The 24,690-nt window shown below is 71.4% G+C and carries 20 protein-coding genes; all 20 read left to right on the top strand.

All coding sequences use genetic code 11. From position 1 onward, the window contains the following. The first annotated feature begins 160 nt into the window (after positions 1-160). The gene (locus tag ACLVWQ_RS21505) at positions 161-1,489 is read left to right on the top strand and encodes an OFA family MFS transporter (RefSeq protein ID WP_414110695.1); all 1,329 of its coding nucleotides are present in this window, start codon (positions 161-163) and stop codon (positions 1,487-1,489) included. Further along, positions 1,461-1,637 carry an MFS transporter small subunit gene (locus tag ACLVWQ_RS21500; protein WP_414110693.1) on the top strand — a complete coding sequence of 59 codons (177 nt, stop codon included), beginning with the start codon at positions 1,461-1,463 and terminating at the stop codon, positions 1,635-1,637. Before ACLVWQ_RS21505 ends, ACLVWQ_RS21500 begins: the two co-directional genes overlap by 29 nt. Positions 1,638-1,840: 203 nt before the next feature. Further along, complete coding sequence (locus ACLVWQ_RS21495) at positions 1,841-2,779, top strand: beta-ketoacyl-ACP synthase III (protein WP_414110691.1); 939 nt, start codon at positions 1,841-1,843, stop codon at positions 2,777-2,779. Positions 2,780-2,919: 140 nt separating this feature from the next. Further along, complete coding sequence (locus ACLVWQ_RS21490) at positions 2,920-3,597, top strand: GntR family transcriptional regulator (protein WP_414110689.1); 678 nt, start codon at positions 2,920-2,922, stop codon at positions 3,595-3,597. Between the two features lie 457 nt (positions 3,598-4,054). Continuing rightward, complete coding sequence (locus ACLVWQ_RS21485; protein WP_414110687.1) at positions 4,055-5,236, top strand: ROK family protein; 1,182 nt, start codon at positions 4,055-4,057, stop codon at positions 5,234-5,236. A 171-nt stretch (positions 5,237-5,407) separates the two neighbouring features. Beyond that, the gene (locus ACLVWQ_RS21480) at positions 5,408-6,925 is read left to right on the top strand and encodes a sugar ABC transporter ATP-binding protein (RefSeq protein WP_414110685.1); all 1,518 of its coding nucleotides are present in this window, start codon (positions 5,408-5,410) and stop codon (positions 6,923-6,925) included. Next, on the top strand, positions 6,922-7,941 hold the full coding sequence (locus tag ACLVWQ_RS21475) for an ABC transporter permease (RefSeq protein WP_414110683.1): 1,020 nt from the start codon (positions 6,922-6,924) through the stop codon (positions 7,939-7,941). The genes ACLVWQ_RS21480 and ACLVWQ_RS21475 overlap by 4 nt, the downstream gene beginning before the upstream one ends. Before the next feature lie 160 nt (positions 7,942-8,101). Beyond that, positions 8,102-9,139: a substrate-binding domain-containing protein gene (locus tag ACLVWQ_RS21470; protein WP_414110681.1), complete on the top strand. Its 1,038-nt coding sequence runs from the start codon at positions 8,102-8,104 to the stop codon at positions 9,137-9,139. A gap of 175 nt (positions 9,140-9,314) precedes the next feature. Beyond that, entirely contained in the window at positions 9,315-10,535 is a 1,221-nt protein-coding gene (locus ACLVWQ_RS21465; protein ID WP_414110679.1) for a Gfo/Idh/MocA family protein, read from the top strand. Positions 10,536-10,549: 14 nt separating this feature from the next. Further along, a complete protein-coding gene (locus ACLVWQ_RS21460) occupies positions 10,550-11,554 on the top strand; it encodes a sugar phosphate isomerase/epimerase family protein (protein WP_414110677.1) in 1,005 nt (334 codons plus the stop codon). Between the two features lie 144 nt (positions 11,555-11,698). Next, positions 11,699-14,215, top strand: a complete 2,517-nt coding sequence (locus ACLVWQ_RS21455) for a PQQ-dependent sugar dehydrogenase (RefSeq protein WP_414110675.1) — start codon at positions 11,699-11,701, stop codon at positions 14,213-14,215. A 12-nt stretch (positions 14,216-14,227) separates the two neighbouring features. After that, on the top strand, positions 14,228-15,613 hold the full coding sequence (locus ACLVWQ_RS21450) for a ThuA domain-containing protein (protein ID WP_414110673.1): 1,386 nt from the start codon (positions 14,228-14,230) through the stop codon (positions 15,611-15,613). Positions 15,614-15,746: 133 nt separating this feature from the next. Further along, positions 15,747-16,955, top strand: a complete 1,209-nt coding sequence (locus ACLVWQ_RS21445; RefSeq protein ID WP_414110671.1) for an inositol-3-phosphate synthase — start codon at positions 15,747-15,749, stop codon at positions 16,953-16,955. Next, complete coding sequence (locus tag ACLVWQ_RS21440) at positions 16,952-18,112, top strand: SCO3242 family prenyltransferase (protein ID WP_414110669.1); 1,161 nt, start codon at positions 16,952-16,954, stop codon at positions 18,110-18,112. Before ACLVWQ_RS21445 ends, ACLVWQ_RS21440 begins: the two co-directional genes overlap by 4 nt. Next, a complete protein-coding gene (locus ACLVWQ_RS21435; protein ID WP_414110668.1) occupies positions 18,109-19,101 on the top strand; it encodes a sugar phosphate isomerase/epimerase family protein in 993 nt (330 codons plus the stop codon). Before ACLVWQ_RS21440 ends, ACLVWQ_RS21435 begins: the two co-directional genes overlap by 4 nt. Continuing rightward, positions 19,098-19,826: an EboA domain-containing protein gene (locus ACLVWQ_RS21430; RefSeq protein WP_414110666.1), complete on the top strand. Its 729-nt coding sequence runs from the start codon at positions 19,098-19,100 to the stop codon at positions 19,824-19,826. Before ACLVWQ_RS21435 ends, ACLVWQ_RS21430 begins: the two co-directional genes overlap by 4 nt. Then, entirely contained in the window at positions 19,826-20,722 is an 897-nt protein-coding gene (locus ACLVWQ_RS21425; protein ID WP_414110665.1) for a TatD family hydrolase, read from the top strand. The genes ACLVWQ_RS21430 and ACLVWQ_RS21425 overlap by 1 nt, the downstream gene beginning before the upstream one ends. Positions 20,723-20,725: 3 nt before the next feature. Beyond that, positions 20,726-21,895 (top strand): metabolite traffic protein EboE, encoded by a 1,170-nt coding sequence (gene eboE, locus ACLVWQ_RS21420; RefSeq protein WP_414110664.1) that lies wholly within the window; start codon positions 20,726-20,728, stop codon positions 21,893-21,895. Beyond that, the gene (locus ACLVWQ_RS21415) at positions 21,892-23,316 is read left to right on the top strand and encodes an alkaline phosphatase family protein (RefSeq protein WP_414110663.1); all 1,425 of its coding nucleotides are present in this window, start codon (positions 21,892-21,894) and stop codon (positions 23,314-23,316) included. The genes eboE and ACLVWQ_RS21415 overlap by 4 nt, the downstream gene beginning before the upstream one ends. 166 nt (positions 23,317-23,482) lie before the next feature. After that, a complete protein-coding gene (locus ACLVWQ_RS21410; RefSeq protein WP_414110662.1) occupies positions 23,483-24,676 on the top strand; it encodes a sugar phosphate isomerase/epimerase family protein in 1,194 nt (397 codons plus the stop codon). The last annotated feature ends 14 nt before the right edge of the window (positions 24,677-24,690 follow it).

Below are 24,690 nucleotides of genomic sequence, written 5' to 3'. Positions count from 1 at the left end.
CCGAACACCCTTGGTAGAGATGCGGAGCCTGGCTGGAAATGCCGTTCGTCGGCCGGAACCGACCGTTCACCGCACGCCGCATACCGTTCACCGCATACGGTCGACCAGTTGGGGTGGACCGCCTTCCCAACCGAACAACCGGTTCCTATCGTCCGGGATCATGAGTCCCCCTGTAGCCCCACCGGGCTGGAGCCGCTGGCTGGTCCCGCCCGCGGCCCTTTCGGTCCACCTCTCCATCGGACAGGCCTACGCCTGGTCCGTGTTCAAGCCCGCCCTGGAGTCCTCGCTCGACCTCAGCGGAACCCAGAGCGCCCTGCCCTTCCAGCTCGGCATCGTGATGCTCGGCCTGTCCGCCGCGTTCGGCGGCACGCTGGTGGAGCGCAACGGGCCGCGCTGGGCGATGACGGTCGCCCTGATCTGCTTCTCCTCGGGCTTCCTGCTCGCCGCGCTGGGCGCCGCCACCGAGCAGTACTGGCTGATCGTGTTCGGCTACGGCTTCGTCGGCGGGATCGGCCTGGGCATCGGCTACATCTCACCCGTCTCGACGCTCATCAAGTGGTTCCCGGATCGGCCGGGCATGGCCACCGGCATCGCCATCATGGGCTTCGGCGGCGGCGCGCTGATCGCCTCGCCGTGGTCCGCGCAGATGCTGGAGTCCTTCGGCTCCGACAGCTCGGGCATCGCGCTGGCCTTCCTCGTGCACGGACTGACGTACGCCGTCTTCATGTCGCTCGGTGTGCTGCTGGTGCGCGTGCCGCGGCCCGCGAAGACCGCGGCCGACGGCACCCCGGCCCCGCTGGAGGGCGTACAGGTCTCCGCGAACAACGCGGTGCGCACCCCGCAGTTCTGGCTCCTGTGGATCGTGCTCTGCATGAACGTGACCGCGGGCATCGGCATCCTGGAGAAGGCCGCGCCGATGATCACCGACTTCTTCGCGGACACCTCGACACCCGTCTCGGTGTCGGCGGCGGCCGGTTTCGTCGCGCTGCTCTCGGCGGCCAACATGGCGGGCCGTATCGGCTGGTCGTCGACGTCCGACCTGATCGGGCGCAAGAACATCTACCGCGTCTACCTGGGCGTCGGCGCCCTGATGTACGCGCTCATCGCCTGGGTCGGGGACTCCTCGAAGCCCGTGTTCATCATCTGCGCACTGGTGATCCTCTCCTTCTACGGAGGCGGCTTCGCGACCGTCCCCGCCTACCTGAAGGACCTCTTCGGCACCTACCAGGTCGGCGCGATCCACGGGCGGCTGCTCACCGCCTGGTCCACGGCCGGCGTCCTCGGCCCCCTGATCGTCAACTGGATCGCGGACCGGCAGGAGGAGGCCGGCAAATCCGGAGCGTCCCTCTACGGACTGTCACTGATCATCATGATCGGGCTGCTCGTGGTCGGATTCGTCGCCAACGAACTGGTCCGGCCGGTGCACGCCCGCCACCACATCGCACCGAAGGAGGCCGCGGATGTCCACGAGCGACAGCAGTCCGCCTGACAGCACCGCGCCCGACGCCGCCGTGCCGGACGGCGGCTCGCCGGACCGGCGCGCACTGATCGCCTTCGCGTGGGTGTGGGTGGGAGCGCCACTGGCCTATGGTCTGTACGAGCTCGTACGGAAAGCCACCCAGTTGTTCACGGGCTGAGCGGCCCCTCGCCACCGGGCGGACGCCCGGACACCGCAGGGTGGACGCCCGAACGTCCGCAGGGTAGGTGTTCGGGCGTCCGAAGGTCTGACGGAAGCCGACAAGGGTGGGCCGCCATTCCTGTGACTTTACGTGCCCTCATACCCGTGAGTACCTGATCAGACTGGTGAGTCCCGTTAGCCAGGCAACCAAGGGGACCACCCATGAACGGCTCACGCATCGCCGCTGTCGGCCACTACCAGCCCGCCAGGATCCTCACCAACGAGGATCTGGCCGAGCTGGTCGACACCAGTGACGAGTGGATCACGAGCCGGGTGGGCATCCGTACGCGCCACATCGCCGGACCCGACGAACCGGTCGACGAGCTGGCCGCGCACGCCGCCGCCAAGGCCCTCGCGGCCGCCGGTCTCGCCCCCGAGGACATCGATCTCGTCCTGGTGGCCACCTCCACCGCCATCGACCGGTCGCCGAACATGGCCGCCCGGGTGGCGGCGCGCCTCGGCATCCCGTCACCGGCCGCCATGGACATCAACGTGGTCTGTGCGGGCTTCACCCACGCGCTGGCCACCGCCGACCACGCGGTGCGGGCCGGCGGGGCGCGGCGGGTGCTGGTGATCGGCGCCGACAAGATGTCCGACGTCTGCGACTGGACGGACCGTACGACCTGCGTGCTCGTCGGGGACGGCGCGGGCGCCGCGGTCGTCGAGGCCGCCGAGGAGAGCGCCATCGGGCCCGTGCTCTGGGGCTCGGTGCCCGAGATGGGGCACGCGGTACGCATCGAGGGCACCCCCTCGCGGTTCGCCCAGGAGGGCCAGAGCGTCTACCGGTGGGCGACCACCAAGCTGCCGGCCATCGCGCGCAAGGCCTGCGAGCGCGCCGGGCTCACCCCCGAGGACCTCGCCGCGGTCGTGCTGCACCAGGCGAACCTGCGCATCATCGAGCCGCTCGCCGGGAAGATCGGCGCCGTGAACGCCGTCGTCGCGCGCGACGTCGTCGAGTCCGGCAACACCTCCGCGGCCAGCATCCCGATCGCGCTGTCCAAGCTCGTCGAACGCGGCGAGATCTCCACCGGGGACCGGGTCCTCCTCTTCGGCTTCGGCGGCAACCTCTCGTACGCGGGACAGGTCATCCACTGCCCGTGACCTGCGTGTTCGTCGCAGTGTGACCGGATCGACTCCCCCTCGGGCTGGCCATTGTGCGCCGTAGACTGTAGACGAAAGACAATCAATACTGGTTGCCGAGGCTGCTGTCGTGGCGCTGCCGCCCAGGAGGGGGACACGCGATGTTGTCGACCGGACTGCCGCAGGGGGCGGTGCCGAAGCTGGAACGGCCCGGCCCGCTCAGGGACCGCGTCTACGAGGCCCTGCTCGAACTGATCACGACGCGCGCTCTTCAGCCCGGCCAGCACCTGGTCGAGAGCGAACTGGCCGGGCACCTCGGGGTCTCCCGGCAGCCCGTACGGGAGGCGCTGCAGCGGCTGAACACGGAGGGCTGGGTCGATCTGCGGCCCGCGCAGGGCGCGTTCGTGCACGAGCCGACCGAGGCGGAGGCGGACCAGCTCCTCACCGTGCGCACGCTCCTGGAGGCCGAGGCGGCGCGGCTCGCGGCGGCCAACACGGGCACCTCGGGCATCGCGGCCCTGGAGGCGCTGTGCGCCGAGGGCGAGGAGGCGGTCGGCGCCGACGACGTGGACGCCGCGGTCGCGACGAACGCCCGCTTCCACGCCAAGGTCATGGAGCTCGCCGGCAACACGGTCCTCGCGGAACTGGCCGCGCAGGTCGACCGGCGCGTGCGCTGGTACTACACGCCCGTCGCCCGGCAGCGCGGCCGCCAGTCCTGGATCGAACACCGCGACCTGATCGCCGCGATCTCGGCCCGAGACGAACAACGAGCCACAGAAATCATGCGAGCCCACACAGAACACACCCGCAGGACCTACCACGCCCGCCCACGAGACTGACCCCCACGGAGGGTCGCGGGATGTGCGAGGGGTGGCTGGCGCTCTACTGTTCGGCTGCGCCCCGCCGGGCCCCGTAAGGGGCGCGGGGAACTGCGCGCTCAGCCCCCACGGGCGGTCGCGGGACGTGCGGGGGTGGCTGACGCTCTACTGTTCGGCTGCGCCCCGCCGGACCCCGTAAGGGGCGCGGGGAACTGCGCGCTCAACCCGCACGGGCGGTCGCGGGACGCGCGACGGTGAGTGGCACCTCGCTGTCTGGCCCCCGGCAGGAGCCCGTCGTGCTGTTTCACGTGATAAGTACCGTTTCACGGTACTACTCCACTGCTCTTTGTCCTCTGAGTGGAAGAAGTCGTAGGTAATTCCTGCGCAACTTCTTCCCAGTCCCGGCAGCCACTGCTACGTTCCCCTCGAAAGACAACGACGGCGGTGCCGATGAGGCGGGGAGGGGCTCGTGAGACGTATGACAGCGCGACCCGGGAACGCCCACCAGGCGCGGCTGCTCACCCTGTTGCGTGACGGCGGCCCCAACTCACGGGCCCAGCTGGGAGACCAGGTCGATCTCTCGCGGTCCAAGCTGGCCGTGGAGGTCGAACGCCTCCTGGAGACAGGCCTGGTCGTGGCCGACGGACTCGCCGCCTCCCGCGGCGGCCGCCGGTCCCACAACATCCGCCTCGCCCCCGCCCTGCGCTTCCTGGGCGTCGACATAGGGGCCACCTCGATAGACGTAGCGGTCACCAACGCGGAGCTGGAGGTGCTGGGACACATCACCCAGCCCATGGACGTACGCGAAGGCCCGGTCGCGGTCTTCGAGCAGGTCCTGTCCATGGCGGCCAAGCTGAAGGCATCCGGCCTCGCGGAGGGATTCGACGGCGCCGGCATAGGCGTCCCCGGACCCGTCCGCTTCCCCGAGGGCGTCCCGGTCGCCCCGCCGATCATGCCGGGCTGGGACGGATTCCCGGTGCGCGAGGCGCTGAGCCAGGACCTCGGCTGCCCCGTCATGGTCGACAACGACGTGAACCTGATGGCGATGGGGGAGCAGCACGCGGGCGTGGCCCGCTCCGTGGGCGACTTCCTCTGCGTCAAGATCGGTACCGGTATCGGCTGCGGGATCGTCGTCGGCGGAGAGGTCTACCGCGGTACGACAGGCAGCGCGGGCGACATCGGCCACATCCAGGCCGTACCGGACGGCCGCCCGTGCGCGTGCGGCAACCGGGGCTGCCTGGAAGCCCACTTCAGCGGCGCCGCGCTGGCCCGCGACGCCACGGAGGCCGCCCAGCAGGGCCTCTCCCAGGAACTCGCGGCACGCATGGAGGCGGCGGGCGCGCTCAGCGCCATCGACGTCGCCGCCGCGGCCGCCGCGGGCGACGCCACCGCCCTCGACCTGATACGTGAGGGCGGCAACCGCACCGGCCAGGTCATCGCCGGACTCGTCAGCTTCTTCAACCCGGGCCTGGTGGTGATCGGCGGCGGAGTGACCGGCCTCGGCCACACCCTGCTCGCCGCGATCCGCACCCAGGTCTACCGCCAGTCGCTGCCCCTCGCGACCGGCAACCTCCCCATCGTCCTGGGGGAGCTGGGCCCCACCGCCGGAGTCATCGGCGCGGCCCGCCTCATCAGCGACCACCTGTTCTCACCCGCGTAACACCCGCACCCCGAGCCGCACCGACGCCACACCTCTCCGTACCGACGCCCCACCGCCCAGAGCCGACACAGAGCCACACCCGTACCCACCCCTGACCACACACCCTGCCTCGCCCTGCCTCACTCAGCCCTGCCCTGAGACCGGCCGGCCCGTACGCCGAGGGGAACCGTCATGGCACCCGAACCACCCCTTCTCACGATGTCCGGCATCACCAAGTCCTTCCCCGGTGTCCGGGCCCTCGACGGCGTCGACCTCGACGTCCAGACCGGTGAAGTGCACTGCCTCCTCGGCCAGAACGGCGCCGGAAAGTCCACACTCATCAAGGTCCTGGCCGGCGCCCACCAGCCGGACGACGGCACCATCGGCTGGCGCGGCGAGGAGGTCACCCTCCGCTCGCCCATCGCCGCCATGCGCCTCGGCATCGCCACCATCTACCAGGAACTCGACCTGGTGGAAGGCCTGTCGGTGGCCGAGAACGTCTACCTCGGCCACGAACCCACCTCCGCCGGATTCGTCGTACGCGGCAAGCAGGCACGGACGTCGACCGCCGCGCTGCTCAAGCGGCTCGGCCACCCGGAGATCGACCCGTCGCGCCTGGTCGGCGAGTTGTCCGCCGCCCAGCAGCAGATCGTCTCCATGGCGCGGGCGCTCTCCCACGACGTACGCCTCATCGTCATGGACGAACCGTCCGCGGCCCTCGACCCGGACGAGGTCGCCAACCTCTTCCGCATCGTCGGGGACCTCACCGCCGAAGGCGTCGCCGTCGTCTACATCTCGCACCGCCTGGAGGAGATCCGCCGCATCGGCGACCGGGTCACCGTGCTCAAGGACGGCCGCGCGGTGGCCGGCGGACTGCCCGCGGAGTCGACCCCGACCAGTGAGGTCGTCGCGCTGATGACCGGCCGCAACGTCGAGTACGTCTTCCCGGAGCGGCCCGCCCACCCGGCGGTGTCCGAACCGGTCCTCGAAGTCCAAGGGCTGGCCCGGGACGGCGAGTTCGAGCCCATCGACCTCACCCTGCGGCCCGGCGAGATCGTCGGCCTCGCGGGACTCGTCGGCTCCGGCCGCTCCGAGATCCTGGAGACCATCTACGGCGCCCGCAAGCCGACCGCCGGTCAAGTCCGGGTCGGAGGAAAGCAGTTGAGGCCGGGCAGTGTCCGCGCCGCCGTCGCCGCGGGACTCGGCCTCGCGCCGGAAGAACGCAAGGCACAGGCCCTGCTCATGCTGGAGTCCGTCACCCGCAACGTCTCCGTGTCCTCCATGTCCCGCTTCTCGTACGGCGGCTGGCTGGACAGGAGCGCCGAACGGGACGCGGCCCGCAAGGCGACCCGCGAACTGTCGCTGCGCCCCGACAACCCGTCCGCCCTCATCCGGACCCTCTCCGGCGGCAACCAGCAGAAAGCGGTCCTCGCCCGCTGGCTGCTGCGCGGCTGCCGGGTGCTGCTGCTCGACGAACCGACCCGCGGAGTGGACGTGGGCGCCCGCGCCGAGCTGTACGCCGTCATCCGCCGCCTCGCCGACGAAGGCCTGGCCGTGCTGCTGGTCTCCAGCGAAGTACCCGAGGTCCTCGGCCTCGCCGACCGCGTCCTGGTGCTCCGCGAGGGGCGCGTCGTCCATACGGCGCCCGCCCAGGAGCTCGACGAACACCGTGTACTCGACCTCGTCATGGAAGGAAGCCCGGCGTCATGACGCAGCCCGTGTCCCCGCCCAGGGACGCCACCCCGAAGATGTCCCCGAAGACGGAACCCGGTCCGTGGCGGACGGTCGTGGCCCGTGCCGACGTCCGCACCCTGTCACTGCTCGGTGTGCTCGCCGTCCTGATCCTCATCGGAGGCATCACCAAACCCGACGAGTTCCTCGACACCCGCAACCTCCAACTCGTCCTCACCCAGGCCTCGGTGATCGGTGTCGTCACCGTCGGCATGACGTTCGTCATCACCTCCGGCGGCATCGACCTGTCCGTCGGCGCGATCGTCGCCCTCGCCTCGGTGTGGGCGACCACCGTCGCCACCCAGGAGTACGGCTTCGCCGGGATCTTCTTCACGGCGGTCGTCGTCGGGGTCGGCTGCGGCCTCGTCAACGGGCTGCTGATCGCGTACGGCGCCATGGTGCCGTTCATCGCGACCCTCGCCATGCTCGCCTCGGCCCGCGGCCTCGCCCTGCAGATCACCGACGGCAACACCCAGGTCGTCTCGGTCGACAGCATCCTCGACCTCGGCGAGCGGGACTCCTACGTCCTGGGCATCCCGCCCCTCGTCATCATGTTCGCGGTCGTGACCGTCATCGGCTGGCTCGTGCTCAACCGCACCACCTTCGGCCGGCGCACGATCGCCGTCGGCGGCAACGCGGAGGCCACCAGGCTCGCCGGGATCGACGTACGCCGCCAGCGCCTCTACCTGTATCTGCTCTCCGGACTGTGCTGCGGCATCGCGGCCTTCATGCTGATCATCCTGTCCGGCTCGGGCCAGAACACCAACGGCAACCTGTACGAACTGGACGCGATCGCCGCCGCGATCATCGGCGGCACCCTGCTCACCGGCGGCCGCGGCACCATCACCGGCTCGGTGCTCGGGGTCCTGATCTTCACCACGATCACGAACATCTTCGCCCTGAACAACCTGCAGAGCGACGTCCAGCAGATAGCCAAGGGCGCCATCATCGTCGCCGCCGTACTCGTCCAGCGCCGCACCGCGAACACCACGTAACACGAAGACCAGGTAACGCGAGCACCAGGCAGCGCGAACACCAGACAGCGCGCCGCGCGGCACCTCGCCGCACCCACGACCCGGCACATCACGTGAAGCACCACGCACAGCACTCCCCGCACGACCCGAGGGACACGCCTTGAGGAAAGGGACCACCGACATGCCAGAGCTCACGAGCCGCAGAGGACTGCTCTTCGGCACCGCCGCCGTCTCGGCCGGTGTCCTCCTCGCCGGTTGCACCAGCAACGAGTCCGACGACGAGCCGGCCTCCAACGACAAGCCCGCCGCCGACGACAAGCCCGGCAAGCAGGTCACCATCGGCTTCGCCGGCCCGCAGGCCGACCACGGCTGGCTCAACGCGATCAACGACAACGCCAAGAGCCGCGCCAAGAAGTACTCGGACGTGACACTGGAGATCACCGAGGGCTCCAACGACACCGCCGCGCAGATCGGCCAGGTGGAGACCCTGATCAACAAGAAGGTCGACGTCCTGGTGGTGCTGCCCGCCGACGGCAAGGCCCTCACCCAGGTCGGCCTGACGGCCATGCGCGCCGGCATCCCGGTGGTCAACCTCGACCGCATCTTCAACTCCCCGCAGGCGTACCGCTGCTACATCGGCGGCGACAACTACGGCATGGGCTTCAACGCCGGGAACTACATCGGCGAGAAGCTCAAGGACAAGAAGAACGCCAAGGTCATCGAACTGGCCGGGATCGACAACCTGGAACTCACCAAACAGCGCACGGCCGGTTTCGACGCGGCCCTCAAGAACTACCCGAACATCAAGAAGGTGGCCCGCCAGGCCGCCGACTTCACCGTCGAGTCGGGACAGGCCAAGATGTCCCAGCTCCTGCAGGCCCAGTCGAGTTTCGACGCGCTGTGGAACCACGACGACGACCAGGGAGTCGGCGCCCTGCGCGCCATCGAGCAGGCCGGACGTGACGAGTTCCTGATGGTCGGCGGAGCGGGCGCACTGTCCGCGATGCAGGCCATCGAGTCGGACAACAGCGTCCTCAAGGCCACCGTCCTCTACCCGCCGACCATGGCCGCGTCCGCGATCGACCTCGCCCGCGCACTCGGCCAGGGCAAGGGCGTCAGCGGCCTCGCGGAGTTCGAGATCCCCACCTCCCTGACGCTCTACTCGGCGGTCGTCGACAAGGAGAACATCAAGACGTACCTGCCCACCGGCTTCAAGTAGGCCGCAGCCCCGTCAAGGGCGCCCGCCAGGGACGCCCTACCAGGGGCGCGGGGCTGTGACATGTACGGCTCCGCCGTGTGGGCGCGACCAGCCACAGCGAACCCGCACTTCCCCACACCGCGAGCCGGCGGCAGCGCGCCCCCCACCGCGCCACGACGAAGAGGAGGACCTCCGTATGGCACAGCCGCAGCACCCCGACGAGGCACAGGCCGGGGCACAGGCCGGCACGCCCCCACTGGGCGTGGGCATGGTCGGATACGCGTTCATGGGTGCCGCCCACTCCCAGGGCTGGCGCACCGCGGGCCGCGTCTTCGACCTGCCGCGCCGGCCCGTCCTCGCCGCCGTCTGCGGCCGTGACCCTGGTGCCGTCAGAGCGGCGGCCGACCGGCTCGGCTGGGCGGCCGCCGAGACCGACTGGCGGGCCCTGATCGCCCGCGACGACGTCGACCTCGTCGACATCTGCACCCCCGGCGACAGCCACGCCGAGATCGCCGTCGCCGCCCTCGCCGCGGGCAAGCACGTGTTGTGCGAGAAGCCCCTCGCCAACACGGTCGAGGAGGCCGTGGCGATGACCGAGGCCGCCGAGGCCGCCGCGGCGCGCGGCCAGGTGGCGATGGTCGGCTTCAACTACCGCCGGGTGCCCGCGACGGCACTCGCCAGGAAGATGGTCGCCGAGGGCCGCATCGGCGCCCTGCGCCACGTACGGGTGACCTACCTCCAGGACTGGCTCGTCGACCGGGAGTTCCCGCTGACCTGGCGGCTGAGCAAGGAGACGGCCGGCTCGGGCGCGCTCGGCGACCTCGGCGCCCACATCGTCGACCTCGCGCAGTACCTCGCGGGAGAACTGGTGACCGGGGTGTCCGCGATGACCGAGACCTTCGTACGGGAGCGGCCGCTGCTCTCCGGAGCGTCCAGCGGCCTCTCGGCGGCCGGCGGCGGCGAACGGGGGCCCGTCACGGTCGACGACGCGGCCCTGTTCACCGGACGGTTCGCCTCCGGAGCGCTCGCCTCCTTCGAGGCCACCCGGTTCGCGACCGGCCGCAAGAACTCCCTGCGCATCGAACTCAACGGCGAGCGGGGCTCGTTGGCCTTCGACCTGGAGCGCCTCAACGAACTCTCGTACCACGACGGCACCGAACCCGGCACACACGCGGGCTTCCGCCGCATCCTCGTCACCGAACCCGACCACCCCTACCTGGAGGCCTGGTGGCCGCCGGGCCACGGTCTCGGCTACGAGCACACCTTCGTGCACCAGGCCCGCGACCTGGTCCACGCGATCGCGGACGGCGGACAGCCACTGCCGTCCTTCGCCGACGGGCTGCAGGTGCAGCGCGTGCTGGCGGCGGTCGAGGAGAGCGCCGAGAAGAACTCCGTCTTCACCCCCATCGCGAGCTGAGGAGGGCCAGTCCCATGCCACGCACCTTCACGCTGTTCACCGGCCAGTGGGCCGACCTGCCACTCGAAGAAGTCTGCCGCCTCGCCCGCGACTTCGGCTACGACGGACTCGAACTCGCCTGCTGGGGAGACCACTTCGAGGTCGACAAGGCCCTCGCCGATCCCGGGTACCTGGACTCCCGGCGCGAACTCCTCGACAAGTACGGGCTCAAGTGCTGGGCCATCTCCAACCACCTCGTCGGCCAGGCCGTCTGCGACGCCATCATCGACGAACGCCACCAGGCGATCCTGCCCGCCCGCATCTGGGGCGACGGCGAGGCCGAGGGCGTACGGCAGCGGGCAGCGGCCGAGATCGCCGACACCGCGCGCGCCGCGGCGGCCTTCGGCGTCGACACCGTCATCGGCTTCACCGGCTCCTCGATCTGGCACCTGGTCGCGATGTTCCCGCCGGCCCCCGAGTCGATGATCGAGCGCGGCTACGAGGACTTCGCCATGCGCTGGAACCCCATCCTCGACGTCTTCGACACCGAGGGCGTGCGGTTCGCGCACGAGGTCCACCCCAGCGAGATCGCGTACGACTACTGGACGACCCAGGCCGCCCTCAAGGCAGTCGACCACCGGCCCGCCTTCGGGCTCAACTTCGACCCGTCGCACTTCGTGTGGCAGGACCTCGACCCGGTCGGCTTCCTGTGGGACTTCCGCGACCGGATCTACCACGTCGACTGCAAGGAGGCGCGCAAGCGCCTCGACGGACGCAACGGACGCCTCGGCTCGCACCTGCCCTGGGGCGACCCCCGCCGCGGCTGGGACTTCGTGTCCGCGGGCCACGGCGACGTCCCCTGGGAGGACGTCTTCCGGATGCTGCGCTCCATCGACTACACCGGACCCGTCTCGGTCGAGTGGGAGGACGCGGGCATGGACCGCCTCCAAGGCGCACCCGAGGCACTCACCCGGCTCAAGGCCTTCGACTTCGAACCCCCGACGGCCTCCTTCGACGCGGCCTTCGGCGGCAACGACTAGGGCCACTTTCGCAACAGGCCCTGGCCCCCGACCACCAGCCACCCCACGACCAGCCACCCCCCTCGCAGAGTTCACTCCGGGATGACGGCGCACCCCGGCGTATCGCACCCGCATGTACCACCAGCCCCAACTCTGGAGGCACCCGTGCACGCGAACGACCCCACCGGCAGCACCAGAACCGAGAACCACAGACGACGCCCGAGACTGCGACTGCGCAAGTCGCTGGCCCTGCTCACCGGCGCACTCCTCGCCGGTGCCTCGCTGACCCTCGCCACACCCCCGGCGGGCGCCGCCGTCGCGGACCCCGGCGCCGCCCCCGCCACGACGGCCGCGGCGGAGGACTTCCAGCAGGTCACCCTCGCCAAGGGCGAACCCGAGGTCGGCGAGCCCATGTCGCTGGCCGTCCTGCCGGACCGCTCGGTGCTGCACACCTCACGCGACGGCGAACTGCGGCTCACCGACAGCGCCGGGAACACCGAACTGGCGGGCAAGCTCGACGTCTACTCGCACGACGAGGAAGGCCTGCAGGGCGTCGGCGTCGACCCCGGCTTCGCCGACAACCGCTTCATCTACCTCTACTACGCCCCGCCGCTCGACACCCCCGCGGGCGACGCCCCCGAGACGGGCACCGCGGCCGACTTCGCGCCCTTCGACGGAGTCAACCGCCTCTCCCGCTTCGTCCTGAACGCCGACGGCACCCTCGACAACGCCAGCGAGAAGAAGATCCTCGACGTCCCCGCGACCCGCGGCATCTGCTGCCACGTCGGCGGCGACATCGACTTCGACGCGGCCGGCAACCTCTACCTGTCGACCGGTGACGACTCCAACCCGTTCCAGTCAGACGGCTACGCGCCCCTCGACGAGCGAGCGAACCGCAACCCCGTCTTCGACGCCCAGCGCACCTCCGGCAACACCAACGACCTGCGCGGCAAGATCCTGCGCGTCAAGGTGAACGCCGACGGCTCGTACACGGTCCCCGACGGCAACCTCTTCGCGCCCGGCACCGACAAGACACGCCCCGAGATCTACGCGATGGGCTTCCGCAACCCGTTCCGCTTCAGCGTCGACAAGGCGACCGGCATCCTCTACGTCGGCGACTACGGCCCGGACGCCGGCGCGGCCGACCCCGCGCGCGGCCCCGCGGGCCAGGTCGAGTTCGCCCGGGTGACCGAGCCCGGCAACTTCGGCTGGCCGTACTGCACGGGCGACAACGACGCCTACGTGGACTACGACTTCGCGACGGGCACCTCGGGCGACTCCTTCGACTGCGCCGCACCGAAGAACACCTCGCCGAACAACACCGGTCTGACGGACCTCCCGCCGGCCCAGGCCGCCTGGATCCCCTACGACGACGGCTCCGTGCCCGAGTTCGGCACCGGCTCCGAGTCCCCGATGGGCGGACCGGTCTACCACTACGACGCCGCGCTCGACTCGCCGGTCAAGTTCCCCGAGAGCTACGACGGGGACTTCTTCGCCGGGGAGTTCGGCCGCCAGTGGATCAAGCGGATCACGTCGGACGGCAGCGGGACCGTGCAGTCCATCAACGACGTGCCGTGGACCGGCACCCAGATCATGGACATGGCCTTCGGCCCGGACGGCGCGCTCTACGTCCTCGACTACGGCCTCTCCTGGTTCGGCGGCGACGAGAACTCCGCCCTGTACCGAATAGAGAACGCCACCGACGGACACTCGCCCGTGGCCCAGGCCACCGCCGACCGCACCTCGGGACAGGCGCCGCTGAAGACGAAGTTCTCCTCCGCGGGCTCCACCGACGCCGACGGCGACACCCTCACGTACAGCTGGGACTTCGGTGACGGCGGTACGTCGACCGCGGCCAACCCGACGCACAAGTACCGGACGAACGGCACCTACACCGCGACACTGACGGCGAAGGACGCGGACGGCCGCACCGGCAGTTCGAGCGTACGGATCGTCGTCGGCAACACCGCGCCGAAGGTGACACTCCAACTCCCCGCAGACGGACAACTGTTCAGCTTCGGTGACGCGGTGCCCTTCAAGGTGAAGGTGACCGACCCGGAGGACGGCACCATCGACTGCGCCAAGGTCAAGGTCACCTTCGTCCTCGGCCACGACAGCCACGGCCACCCGGTGACCACCGCCAACGGCTGCTCCGGCACCATCCAGACCAGCGCCGACGGCGGCCACGACGAGGACGCCAACATCTTCGGTGTCTTCGACGCGGAGTACACCGACGGCGGAGGCGGCGGCCAGGAGGCCCTCACCACCCACGGCCAGTCCGTCGTCCAGCCCAGGCACCGGCAGGCCGAGCACTTCGGCACCTCCGAGGGCGTCACGGTCACCACGAGGGCCGGCGCACACGGCGGAAAGACCGTCGGTGACCTCCACAAGGGCGACTGGATCGCCTTCGAGCCGTACGTCCTGAGCAACGCCAAGAAGCTCACGGCACGCGTCTCCTCCGCCGGCGCGGGCGGCAAGCTCGAGGTCCGCGCGGGCTCGCCCACCGGCCGGCTGCTCGGCACCGCGACCGTCCCGGTGACCGGTGACTGGGAGACCTTCCAGGACGTCGACGCCCCACTGACCCGCGCCCCGCGCGGCACGACCACGCTCTACCTCGTCTTCAAGGGAACCGGCACCGGACCCCTGTACGACGTGGACGACTTCACCTTCACGACCGGCTGAGGGAGGTCCGCCATGCAAGCAACCACCCGCACGGCGACCGCCGTCGTCGGCGCCGCCCTGCTCATCGGGTGCGTGTCGGGACCGGCCGCGTCCTCGCCCTCCGCGTCGCAGCCGAAGCCCTCGGGGCACGCGACGGGTGAGCGCGTCCTGGTGTTCTCCAAGACCGCCGGGTTCCGCCACGACTCCATCCCCGAGGGGATCGCCGCGGTCGAGTCCCTCGGCGCCGAACACGGCTTCGCGGTGGACGCCACCGAGGACGCGCGGGCCTTCTCCGCCCGCAACCTCGCCCGGTACGACGCCGTGGTGTTCCTCTCCACGACCGGGGACGTCCTCGACAAGCCCCAGCAGAACGCGTTCGAGCGGTACATCGGACACGGCGGCGGTTACGTGGGCATCCACGCGGCCGCCGACACCGAGTACGACTGGGAGTTCTACGGCGGCCTCGCCGGCGCCTACTTCGACTCGCACCCGGCGATCCAGCCCGCCCGGATCGAGGTCGAGGACCGGTCCCACCCGGCCACCTCGCACCTGGAGGAGTCCTGGAACCGCACGGACGAGTGGTACAACTACCGCTCCAACCCACGCGACCGGGCCCATGTCCTGGCCTCCCTCGACGAGTCGTCGTACACCGGCGGCACGATGAGCGGCGACCACCCGATCGCCTGGTGCCAGGAGTACCGGGGCGGCCGCTCCTTCTACACCGGCAGCGGCCACACCAAGGAGTCGTACGCCGATCCCGCCTTCCGGCAGCACCTGCTGGGCGGCATCCGCTGGGCCGTCGGCGACACACAGGCCGACTGCCGTCCGGAGAAGGGCTACACACCGCTCTTCGACGGGACCGCCGAGTCACTGGCGCGGTGGAAGCAGGCAGGACCGGGCTCGTTCTCGCTCGCGGACGACGGAACGCTCACGTCGTCCGGCGGCCTGGGCCTGCTCTGGTACCCCGCCTCGGAGTTCACCTCGTACTCCCTGAAGCTCGACTGGAAGATGGCGAGCGCCGGCGGTGACGACAACTCCGGTGTCTTCGTGGGCTTCCCGGCCTCCGACGACCCCTGGTCGGCCGTCGACAACGGGTACGAGATCCAGATCGACGCGTCCGACGCCCCCGACCGCACCACCGGGGCCGTGTACAGCTTCCAGTCCGCCGACCTCAAGAAGCGCGACCGCGCGCTGAACCCGCCGGGGGAGTGGAACACGTACGAGATCCGCGTGGAGGGCGAAAGGCTCCGCGTCTGGCTCAACGGCGTGAAGGTCAACGACTACACCAACACCGATCCGGCGCGCAGCCTGCGGGACGGTCACATCGGCCTCCAGAACCATGGAGCCGAGGACCAGGTGTCCTTCCGCGACGTCCGGATCAAGCACCTGCCGGTGCGACCCACCGCGCAGGGCGAATGAGCGGCGGCGGGCGAGGGACGCCGGACCCCCGCCCGCCGTCTTTTCCCCCTCCTCCGGCACCGTCCGAATTCCCCGGATTTCCCGGACCGCGTACGACCGCGCCTCCGGTTCGCGTATGAGAGGGAGGCTGCCCATGTCCGCCGAACCGTCTGTTTCCCCTTCTCGGATCGGAGTGTGGCTGATCGGAGCGAGGGGCTCCGTCGCCACGACCGCCGTCGCGGGCTGCGCGGCCGTCACGGCCGGGCTCCATCCACCGACCGGCATGGTGACCGAGACCGGCGCCTTCCACGAAGCGGGCCTGCCCGCCTTGTCGTCACTCGTCTTCGGCGGCCACGACGTGGTGGACTGCCCGCTGCCGAAACGGGCCGAGAGCCTCGCCGCAGGCGGCGTCCTGCCCCCCGACCTGCCCTCCGCCGTCACCGCCGAACTGGCCGCCGCGGACCGCGAGATCAGGATCGGCGGCCCGCTGCGGGGCGACACCCGCAGCGAGGACGAACTGATCGAGGACCTCGCCCGCGACATACGCGACTTCGTGAACCGGTGCGACCTGACCGGGGCCGTCGTGGTGAACGTGGCCTCCACGGAGCCGGTGCCCGAGGGCGCCGCGCTCCCCGCCAGCTCGCTCTACGCGGCAGCCGCGCTGCGGGCCGGCTGCCCGTACGTCAACTTCACCCCGTCCATGGGCCTGCACCACCCGAGCCTCGCCCCGGCGGCGGCCGCGTCCGGACTGCCGTACGCGGGCCGCGACGGCAAGACCGGCCAGACCCTGCTGCGCTCGGTCCTCGGCCCGATGTTCGCGCAGCGCGCGCTGGCGGTCCGCGCCTGGTCCGGTACGAACCTGCTGGGCGGCGGTGACGGCGCGGCCCTGGCCGACCCGGCCGCCGCCGCCGCGAAGAACGCGGGCAAGGAACGCGTCCTCGCCGACACCCTCGGCACGGTCCCCGAGGGCGAGACCCACATCGACGACGTACCGTCCCTCGGCGACTGGAAGACCGCCTGGGACCACATCGCCTTCGACGGTTTCCTCGGCACCCGGATGGTCCTCCAGACGACCTGGCAGGGCTGTGACTCCTCCCTCGCCGCTCCGCTGATCCTGGACCTGGCCCGGCTGGTGGCGCGGGCCCACGAGGTCGGCCTGTCGGGCCCGCTGGCCGAGCTGGGCTTCTACTTCAAGGACCCGGTGGGGGAGGGGCCCGCCGCCCTGGGGGAGCAGTACGCGGACCTGGTGGGCTTCGCCGACCGGCTGCGGACCCCCGGGGGAGGGCCGGGGGCCGGACAACCCCGGGCGGGCCGCGGGGACCCGGAAGGCATCTCGCAGGAACGACGAGGGGAACGACGATGAGCGGCCTGCGCGGCCGCCCGCGCGGCCTCGGAGGACTGACCGGCCTGAGTGTGCTGAGCGGACTGCTGCGGCCCGGTCGGACCACCGGCCCGGCTCGGGCGACGGCGGCCTCGTCACCGGAGCCGAGCGCGCGTGCGGCGAGCGAACAGGAACAGGTGGAGAGCGCGCGTCCCGAGCGTGCGCGCGCGGCGGGCGGGGGAGTGCGCGCCTGGGTGGAACTCCTGCGGCTGCCCGCCCTGTTCACGGTCCCCGGCGACGCGCTCGCGGGCGCCGCCGCCGCAGGGGCCCGCCCCACCCCCCGCACCCTGCTGGCCATCGGCTCCAGCCTCTGTCTGTACGAGGCCGGTATGGCCCTCAACGACTGGGCCGACCGCGCCGAGGACGCCGTGGACCGCCCGCACCGCCCGCTGCCCTCCGGCCGGGTCCGGCCGGCCGCCGCACTGGCGGCGGCCGGGGGCCTGACCGCGGCGGGCCTGGCCCTGGCGTCCCGCGCGGGCCGCCGCCCGCTCGCGATCGCCGGCGCCCTGGCGGCCACGGTCTGGTCGTACGACCTGGTCCTCAAGCGCACCCCCGCGGGCCCCCTGGCGATGGCCGCGGCCCGGGGCCTGGACCTCCTCCTCGGCGGAGCGGCCTCGGGCGGTGACACGCGAAAGGCCGTGCCGTCCGCGCTGACCCTGGCCACGCACACCCTGGCCGTCACCACGGTCTCCCGCCAGGAGACCCAGGGCGGTTCCCCATGGGCCCCGCTGACAGCCCTGGCCACGACAACGGCCCTGACCTGGACCCTGACCCACGACGCCCGCACGCACGACAGCGGAGCGAGTGACGACGGAGCGAGCAACGGCAGGGAGGGCAGCGGCAGGCAGAGGCCGGCCGTCTCCGGGGACCTCGCTTCCCGGCGGGCCGCCCCGAACACCGCGCCCCTGGTCGGAGCGCTCGCCGCCCTCTACGCCGCGACCTCGGCCGTCCCCCTCTTCCACGCCGCTCTCAACCCGTCACCCCCACTCACGCAGAGAGCCGTCGGCGGCGGCATCCGAGCCATGATCCCGCTCCAGGCGGCCCTCGCCGCCCGCTCCGGAGCACCCGTCACGGCCCTGCTGACAGCCGCCCTCGCCCCGGCCGCACGCAGGTTCAGCCGAAAGGTGAGCGTGACATGACCCCTCAGCCGAGCCCGCGTCCCACCACCGGGTGGGCCCCCCACCCCCACCCCCACCCCCTCCGTTTCTCCTACGGCACCAACGGCCTGACCGACCTGCGCCTGGACGACGCCCTGGCCCTGCTCGCCGACCTCGGCTATGACGGCGTGGGGCTGACCCTCGACCACATGCACCTCGATCCGCTGGCCCCCGACCTGGCGGCCCGCACCCGCCGGCTCGCCCGCCGGCTGGACGAACTCGGCCTGGGCGTCACCCTGGAGACCGGCGCCCGCTACGTGCTCGACCCCCGGCGCAAGCACGGCCCGTCCCTGCTGGACCCGGACCCGGACCAGCGAGCTCGCCGCGTCGACCTCCTCATCCGTGCCGTCGAGATCGCGGGCGACCTCGGTGCCCACGCGGTGCACTGCTTCAGCGGCATCCTCCCGAAGGAACCACCGGGCCGGGCGGACGGCGCGATGGCCGAGGAAGCCGCCTGGAAGCGTCTCGCCGAAGCCCTCACCCCCGTCCTCGACGCCGCCACCGCCGCCGGGATCCCGCTCGCCGTCGAACCCGAGCCCGGTCACCTCCTCGCCACCCTCGACGACTTCCACCGGCTGCGCACCACCCTCGGCAGCCCGGACGCCCTCGGACTGACCCTCGACATCGGCCACTGCCAGTGCCTCGAAGAGCGGTCGCCCGCCGACTGCGTACGCGCCGCCGCTCCCTGGCTGCGGCACGTCCAGATCGAGGACATGCGCCGCGGCGTCCACGAACACCTCCCGTTCGGCGACGGGGAGATCGACTTCCCGCCCGTCCTCGAAGCCCTGGCCGCCACGGGCTACGAGGGACTGGTCTCCGTCGAACTGCCCCGCCACTCCCACGCCGGCCCTCAACTCGCCCAGCGGTCCCTCCCCTTCCTCCAGTACGCGGCCTCGTCCGCCGCCCAGCGGGCCGCCGGGCCGGCCGTCCCCGGTGAGGGCCCCGTCGCCGCCGAAGGGAGCACCCCGTGAACGACCTCCACGACGTCCCCGGCACCACCGCGCCGGAGGCCCCGCCCGCCCTGACCGCCCTGCACACCCGCCTGAACTCCCTCCTCGACGGCGCCGCCCGCGCCTGGCTGGACCAGGCCCTCGACGAGGCGGCCGCCGACCAGGGCGCCCACGCCCGCCCCGTCCCCGGGTGGGAACTGCGGATCGCCGAGGCGGGCCGCCGCTGCGGACCCGAGCACGCCGAGGCGGCCCGCGTCCTCCTCCTGCACGCGGCCCGCGCCGACGCCCCGGCCCTCACCCGCGTCTACCGCCAGGGCACCGCCGACGAACGCCGCGCCGTCCTGGCGGCCCTGCCCCACCTCGTGTCCGGGCCCGAGGCGCTGCCGGTCGTCGAGGACGCCCTGCGCACCAACGACACCCGGCTGGTGGCCGCCGCCGTCGGCCCGTACGCCGCCCGGCACCTCGACGTCCACAACTGGCGGCACGCCGTCCTGAAGTGCCTGTTCACCGGTGTCCCCGTGGACGCGGTGGCCGACCTCGCCCGCCGGGCCCACGCCGACACCGAACTGGCCCGGATGCTCGACGACTACGCCGCCGAACGCCGGGCCGCCGACCGGCCCGTCCCGCACGACCTGCACCGCGTCCTCGCCCTCACCGGGCACCCGGCCACCCCCACCGGAACCGCCGCGCCCCAGGGCCCGACCGCCCCCGACGGCACGCACGGCCCCGACGGCAAGGAGTCCTGATGCGCATCTTCGACCCCCACATCCACATGACGTCACGGACCACCGACGACTACGAGGCCATGTACGCCGCCGGCGTCCGAGCCGTCGTCGAACCCGCCTTCTGGCTCGGGCAGCCCCGCACCTCACCCGCCTCCTTCTTCGACTACTTCGACGCCCTCCTCGGCTGGGAGCCCTTCCGCGCGGCCCAGTACGGCATCGCCCACCACTGCACCATCGCCCTCAACCCCAAGGAGGCGAACGACCCGCGCTGCGTGCCCGTCCTCGACGAGCTGCCCCGGTATCTCGTGAAGGACCACGTGGTGGCCGTCGGAGAGATCGGCTACGACTCGATGACACCGGCCGAGGACACCGCGCTGGCCGTCCAGCTCCAGCTCGCCGCCGACCACGCGCTGCCCGCCATGGTCCACACACCGCACCGCGACAAGCTGGCCGGCCTGCGCCGCACCCTGGACGTGGTCCGGGAGTCCGCACTGCCCCCGGACCACGTCCTGATCGACCACCTCAACGAAACCACGGTCAAGGAGGCCAAGGACGGCGGCTGCTGGCTCGGCTTCTCCGTCTATCCCGACACCAAGATGGACGAGGAGCGGATGGTCGCGGTCCTGCAGGAGTACGGACCGGAGAAGGTACTGGTCAACTCCGCGGCCGACTGGGGCAAGAGCGACCCGCTGAAGACCCGCAAGGTCGCCGACGCCCTGCTGAAGGCAGGATTCACCGAGGACGACGTCGACCGGGTGCTGTGGCGCAACCCCGTCGCCTTCTACGGCCTCAGCGGCCGCCTCGAACTCGACGTCGCGGACACGGACACCACCCACGAGGGCAACTCCATCCTCCGCGGCCTCCCCAAGTCCGCCCCGCAGTCCTCTCCCGCCTCTCCCACGACCACGGAGGCGTGACGCATGCGCTTCCGGCACCCCGACGGCTCCACCGTCCACCTCGCCTACTGCACCAACGTCCACCCCGCCGAGACCCTCGCCGGCGTCCGCGCCCAGCTGCGCGACCACTGCGAACCCGTGCGCAGACGACTCGGCCGCGACCGGCTCGGCATCGGCCTGTGGCTCGCCAAGGACGCCGCCCACGCCCTCGTCACCGACCCGTCCGCCCTCCGCGGCCTGCGCACCGAACTCGACCGCCGCGGCCTGGAGGTCGTCACCCTCAACGGCTTCCCGTACGAGGGATTCGGCGCCGAGGAGGTCAAGTACCGCGTCTACAAGCCGGACTGGGCCGACCCCGAACGCCTCGAACACACCACCGCCCTCGCCCGTCTCCTCGCCGGACTCCTCCCCGACGACGTCACCGAGGGCACCATCTCCACCCTCCCGCTCGCCTGGCGCACCGCGTACGACGACGACCGCGCCGCCCTGGCCCACACGGCCCTGCGCACGCTCGCCGAACGCCTCGACGCGCTGGAGGAGCTGACCGGGCGCTCCATCCGCATCGGCCTGGAGCCGGAGCCCGGCTGCACCGTCGAGACCACCGCCGACGCCATCGCCCCGCTGACCGCCATCGGCCGCGACCGCATCGGCGTCTGCGTCGACACCTGCCACCTCGCCACCTCCTTCGAAGATCCGCACACCGCCCTGGACCGGCTGGCCGCCGCCGGCGTCCCCGTCGTCAAGTCCCAGTTGTCGGCCGCCCTGCACGCCGAACACCCTCACCTCCCCGAAGTCCGCGAGGCACTCGCCGCCTTCGACGAACCCCGCTTCCTGCACCAGACCCGCACCCTCACCGCGGCCGGACTCCGCGGCACCGACGACCTCGGCGAAGCCATCGAGGAGGACGCGCTGCCCGACGCCTCCCCGTGGCGCGCCCACTTCCACGTACCGCTGCACGCGGCCCCCGCCGCACCCCTCACCTCCACCCTGCCCGTGCTCAAGGACACGCTGGCCCTGCTGGTCGGCGGCCCGCACCCGCTCACCCGCCATCTGGAGGTCGAGACCTACACCTGGCAGGCCCTCCCGCCGGAACTGCGCCCCCGCGCCCGAGCCCAGCTCGCCGACGGCATCGCCGCCGAACTCACCCTCGCCCGAGACCTGTTGACGGACCTCGGCCTGAAGGAGCTGCCGTGAGCACCCCCGAGACCCCGACCGGGCCGGCCCCCGCCGAAGGCCCCGCGTCGCCCACTCCCCTCCTCGTCCTGGACGTCGTCGGCCTCACCCCCCGTCTCCTCGACCACATGCCGCACCTCAAGTCCCTCGCCCAGTCGGGCTCACGGGCCCACCTCGGGACCGTGCTGCCCGCCGTCACCTGCGCCGCCCAGTCCACGTTCCTGACCGGCACCCACCCCTCCGAGCACGGCATCGTCGGCAACGGCTGGTACTTCCGCGACCTCGGCGACGTACTTCTGTGGCGCCAGCACAACGGCCTGGTCTCCGGGGACAAGATCTGGGACGCCGCCCGACGCGTCCACCCCGGCTACACGGTCGCCAACATCTGCTGGTGGTACGCCATGGGCGCCGACACCGACATCACCATCACCCCCCGTCCGGTCTACTACGCCGACGGCCGCAAGGAACCCGACTGCTACACCCGGCCCCCGGCCCTGCACGACGAACTCACCGAGAAACTCGGCACGTTCCCGCTCTTCCACTTCTGGGGTCCCGGCGCCGACCTCGTCTCCAGCCAGTGGATCATCGACGCCACCCGTCACGTCATCCGCACCCGCCGTCCCGACCTGACCCTCTGCTACCTCCCTCATCTCGACTACGACCTGCAGCGCTTCGGCCCCGACGACCCGCGCGCCCTGAAGGCGGCCGCCGACCTGGACGCGGCCATGGCTCCCCTGCTCGACGACGCGCGCGCGGAGGGCCGTACCGTCGTCGCCCTGTCCGAGTACGGCATCACCCGCGCGGACCGCCCCGTCGACATCAACCGGGCACTGCGCCGCGCCGGACTCCTCGAGGTGCACACCCAGGACGGCATGGAGTACCTCGACCCGATGACCTCACGGGCCTTCGCCGTCGCCGACCACCAGATCGCCCATGTCTACGTACGCCGTCCCGAGGACATGGAGGCCACGAAGGCGGCGCTCGCCGATCTGCCCGGCATCGAGCAACTCCTCGACGACGAGGGCAAGAAGACCCATCACCTCGACCATCCGCGCTCCGGCGAACTCGTCGCCGTCGCGGAGCCGGACGCCTGGTTCACGTACTACTACTGGCTCGACGACGCCCGCGCGCCCGACTTCGCGCAGCTCGTCGAGATCCACCGCAAACCCGGCTACGACCCGGTCGAGCTCTTCATGGACCCGCTCGACCCGTACGTCAAGGTCAAGGCCGCGGGCGCGCTGGCCCGCAAGAAGCTCGGCATGCGCTACCGCATGGCGGTCGTGCCCCTGGATCCCTCACCTATTCGGGGCAGCCACGGCCGCCTCCCCCTGAGCGACGACGAAGGTCCGCTCATCATCTGCTCCACCCCCCGCGCTGTCGGCGACCGCGTCGCGGCCACCGATGTGAAATCCCTGTTGCTCGACCTGGCCGGCCTCGGGTGACACCACCCGGGAAGGTCCGGACGAGCGATTACGAGAAGTGAAACACACGGCACCGACACCGTGTTCGGCCTGTGGATAACTCGTCCGCCGCTCGTCACCGCCACGGCCGGACACCCACCGCACACCCACCGCACATGGCTGTACACCTACCCGAAAGAGAGACACCGTGACCGCGTTCAACGACGAATCCGGAACCGGCGAGGCCCTGCGCCGCACGCTCGGCGTCAACCGCCGCCGCTTCCTCAGCACCTGCACCGCCGTCGCCGCCGGGGCGATCGCCGCCCCGGTGCTCGGAGCCTCACCCGCCCTGGCCCAGGACCGGGGCAGAGACCACGACCACGGCCATGGCCACGACCAGGGCAAGGGCAAGGGCAAGGGGCACGTACTCGTCCCGGCGGGCAAGCGCGGCATCATCCTCTACACCGTCCGTGACGCCACGGCCCGTGACCCGCTCGCCTCGGACCTGCCCTCGGGCTTCCGCGAGGTCTTCAAGCAGCTCTCGCGCCACGGATACCGCCAGGTGGAGTTCGCCGGCTACAACCAGCACGCCAACGCGCCGGGCGGCGCCAGCCTGGAGTCCGTCGCGGGCGCCAGGCTGCTGCGCTCCTGGCTCGACGACTACGGCCTGCGCGCCCAGGGCAACCACGGCTTCATCCCGTCCTCCTGGCCGCTGACCACAGCGGACAAGGAGACCTTCAAGAAGCACCTGGAGATCGCCAACATCCTCGGCATGGACCACATGGGCACCGGTGGCGACCCCACCGGCAGCGAGTACCGCGCCGACTGGGACGTGGCCGCCGACAAGTGGAACGCCCTCGGCGCGATCGCCCACCGGGAGGGCATCAAGCTGTACACCCACAACCACGACGGCGCCTACGGCTTCCTGCTCGACGGCGGCCCGCTGGACGCCCAGGGCCGGCCGACCCGCAGCTCGGGCATCCGGAAGCTGGAGTACTTCCTCAAGGTCACCGACCCGCGGGTGGTCTGGCTGGAGATGGACATCTTCTGGGCGCACGTGGCCCAGTACAAGTTCCCCACGTACACCGCCCACGACGGCTCCACCCGGACGAAGGTCTTCGACCCGGCCGGTCTGGTCGTCCGCAACAACAAGCGGTACCCGCTGTTCCACGCCAAGGACGGTGTCGTGAGCACCACCAACGGCATGGGCTACGACATGGTGCCGTTCGGAACAGGCGTCATCGACTACACCACGTTCTTCTCACGGGTCGGGGAGCGGAACTACCACAACCCGATGATCGAGGACGACAACTCGCCCAGCGCCACGGACCCCGCGCAGTCGCTGCGCGAGGCCAAGATCAGTTACGACAACCTGGCGGCCCTTCGCTCGAAGCGCCACTGACCCCTCGACGCACA

Origin of the sequence: Streptomyces sp. CWNU-52B, assembly GCF_047444975.1 — a bacterium.
GTDB lineage: Bacteria > Actinomycetota > Actinomycetes > Streptomycetales > Streptomycetaceae > Streptomyces.
This window is presented reverse-complemented; position numbering and strand designations above follow the sequence as displayed.

Bases quoted from the DNA above. Each gene is read 5' to 3' on its own strand.
- ACLVWQ_RS21505 (WP_414110695.1), top strand. From the start codon at position 161: ATGAGTCCCCCTGTAGCCCCACCGGGCTGGAGCCGCTGGCTGGTCCCG.
- ACLVWQ_RS21500 (WP_414110693.1), top strand. From the start codon at position 1,461: ATGTCCACGAGCGACAGCAGTCCGCCTGACAGCACCGCGCCCGACGCC.
- ACLVWQ_RS21495 (WP_414110691.1), top strand. From the start codon at position 1,841: ATGAACGGCTCACGCATCGCCGCTGTCGGCCACTACCAGCCCGCCAGG.
- ACLVWQ_RS21490 (WP_414110689.1), top strand. From the start codon at position 2,920: ATGTTGTCGACCGGACTGCCGCAGGGGGCGGTGCCGAAGCTGGAACGG.
- ACLVWQ_RS21485 (WP_414110687.1), top strand. From the start codon at position 4,055: ATGACAGCGCGACCCGGGAACGCCCACCAGGCGCGGCTGCTCACCCTG.
- ACLVWQ_RS21480 (WP_414110685.1), top strand. From the start codon at position 5,408: ATGGCACCCGAACCACCCCTTCTCACGATGTCCGGCATCACCAAGTCC.
- ACLVWQ_RS21475 (WP_414110683.1), top strand. From the start codon at position 6,922: ATGACGCAGCCCGTGTCCCCGCCCAGGGACGCCACCCCGAAGATGTCC.
- ACLVWQ_RS21470 (WP_414110681.1), top strand. From the start codon at position 8,102: ATGCCAGAGCTCACGAGCCGCAGAGGACTGCTCTTCGGCACCGCCGCC.
- ACLVWQ_RS21465 (WP_414110679.1), top strand. From the start codon at position 9,315: ATGGCACAGCCGCAGCACCCCGACGAGGCACAGGCCGGGGCACAGGCC.
- ACLVWQ_RS21460 (WP_414110677.1), top strand. From the start codon at position 10,550: ATGCCACGCACCTTCACGCTGTTCACCGGCCAGTGGGCCGACCTGCCA.
- ACLVWQ_RS21450 (WP_414110673.1), top strand. From the start codon at position 14,228: ATGCAAGCAACCACCCGCACGGCGACCGCCGTCGTCGGCGCCGCCCTG.
- ACLVWQ_RS21445 (WP_414110671.1), top strand. From the start codon at position 15,747: ATGTCCGCCGAACCGTCTGTTTCCCCTTCTCGGATCGGAGTGTGGCTG.
- ACLVWQ_RS21440 (WP_414110669.1), top strand. From the start codon at position 16,952: ATGAGCGGCCTGCGCGGCCGCCCGCGCGGCCTCGGAGGACTGACCGGC.
- ACLVWQ_RS21435 (WP_414110668.1), top strand. From the start codon at position 18,109: ATGACCCCTCAGCCGAGCCCGCGTCCCACCACCGGGTGGGCCCCCCAC.
- ACLVWQ_RS21425 (WP_414110665.1), top strand. From the start codon at position 19,826: ATGCGCATCTTCGACCCCCACATCCACATGACGTCACGGACCACCGAC.
- eboE (WP_414110664.1), top strand. From the start codon at position 20,726: ATGCGCTTCCGGCACCCCGACGGCTCCACCGTCCACCTCGCCTACTGC.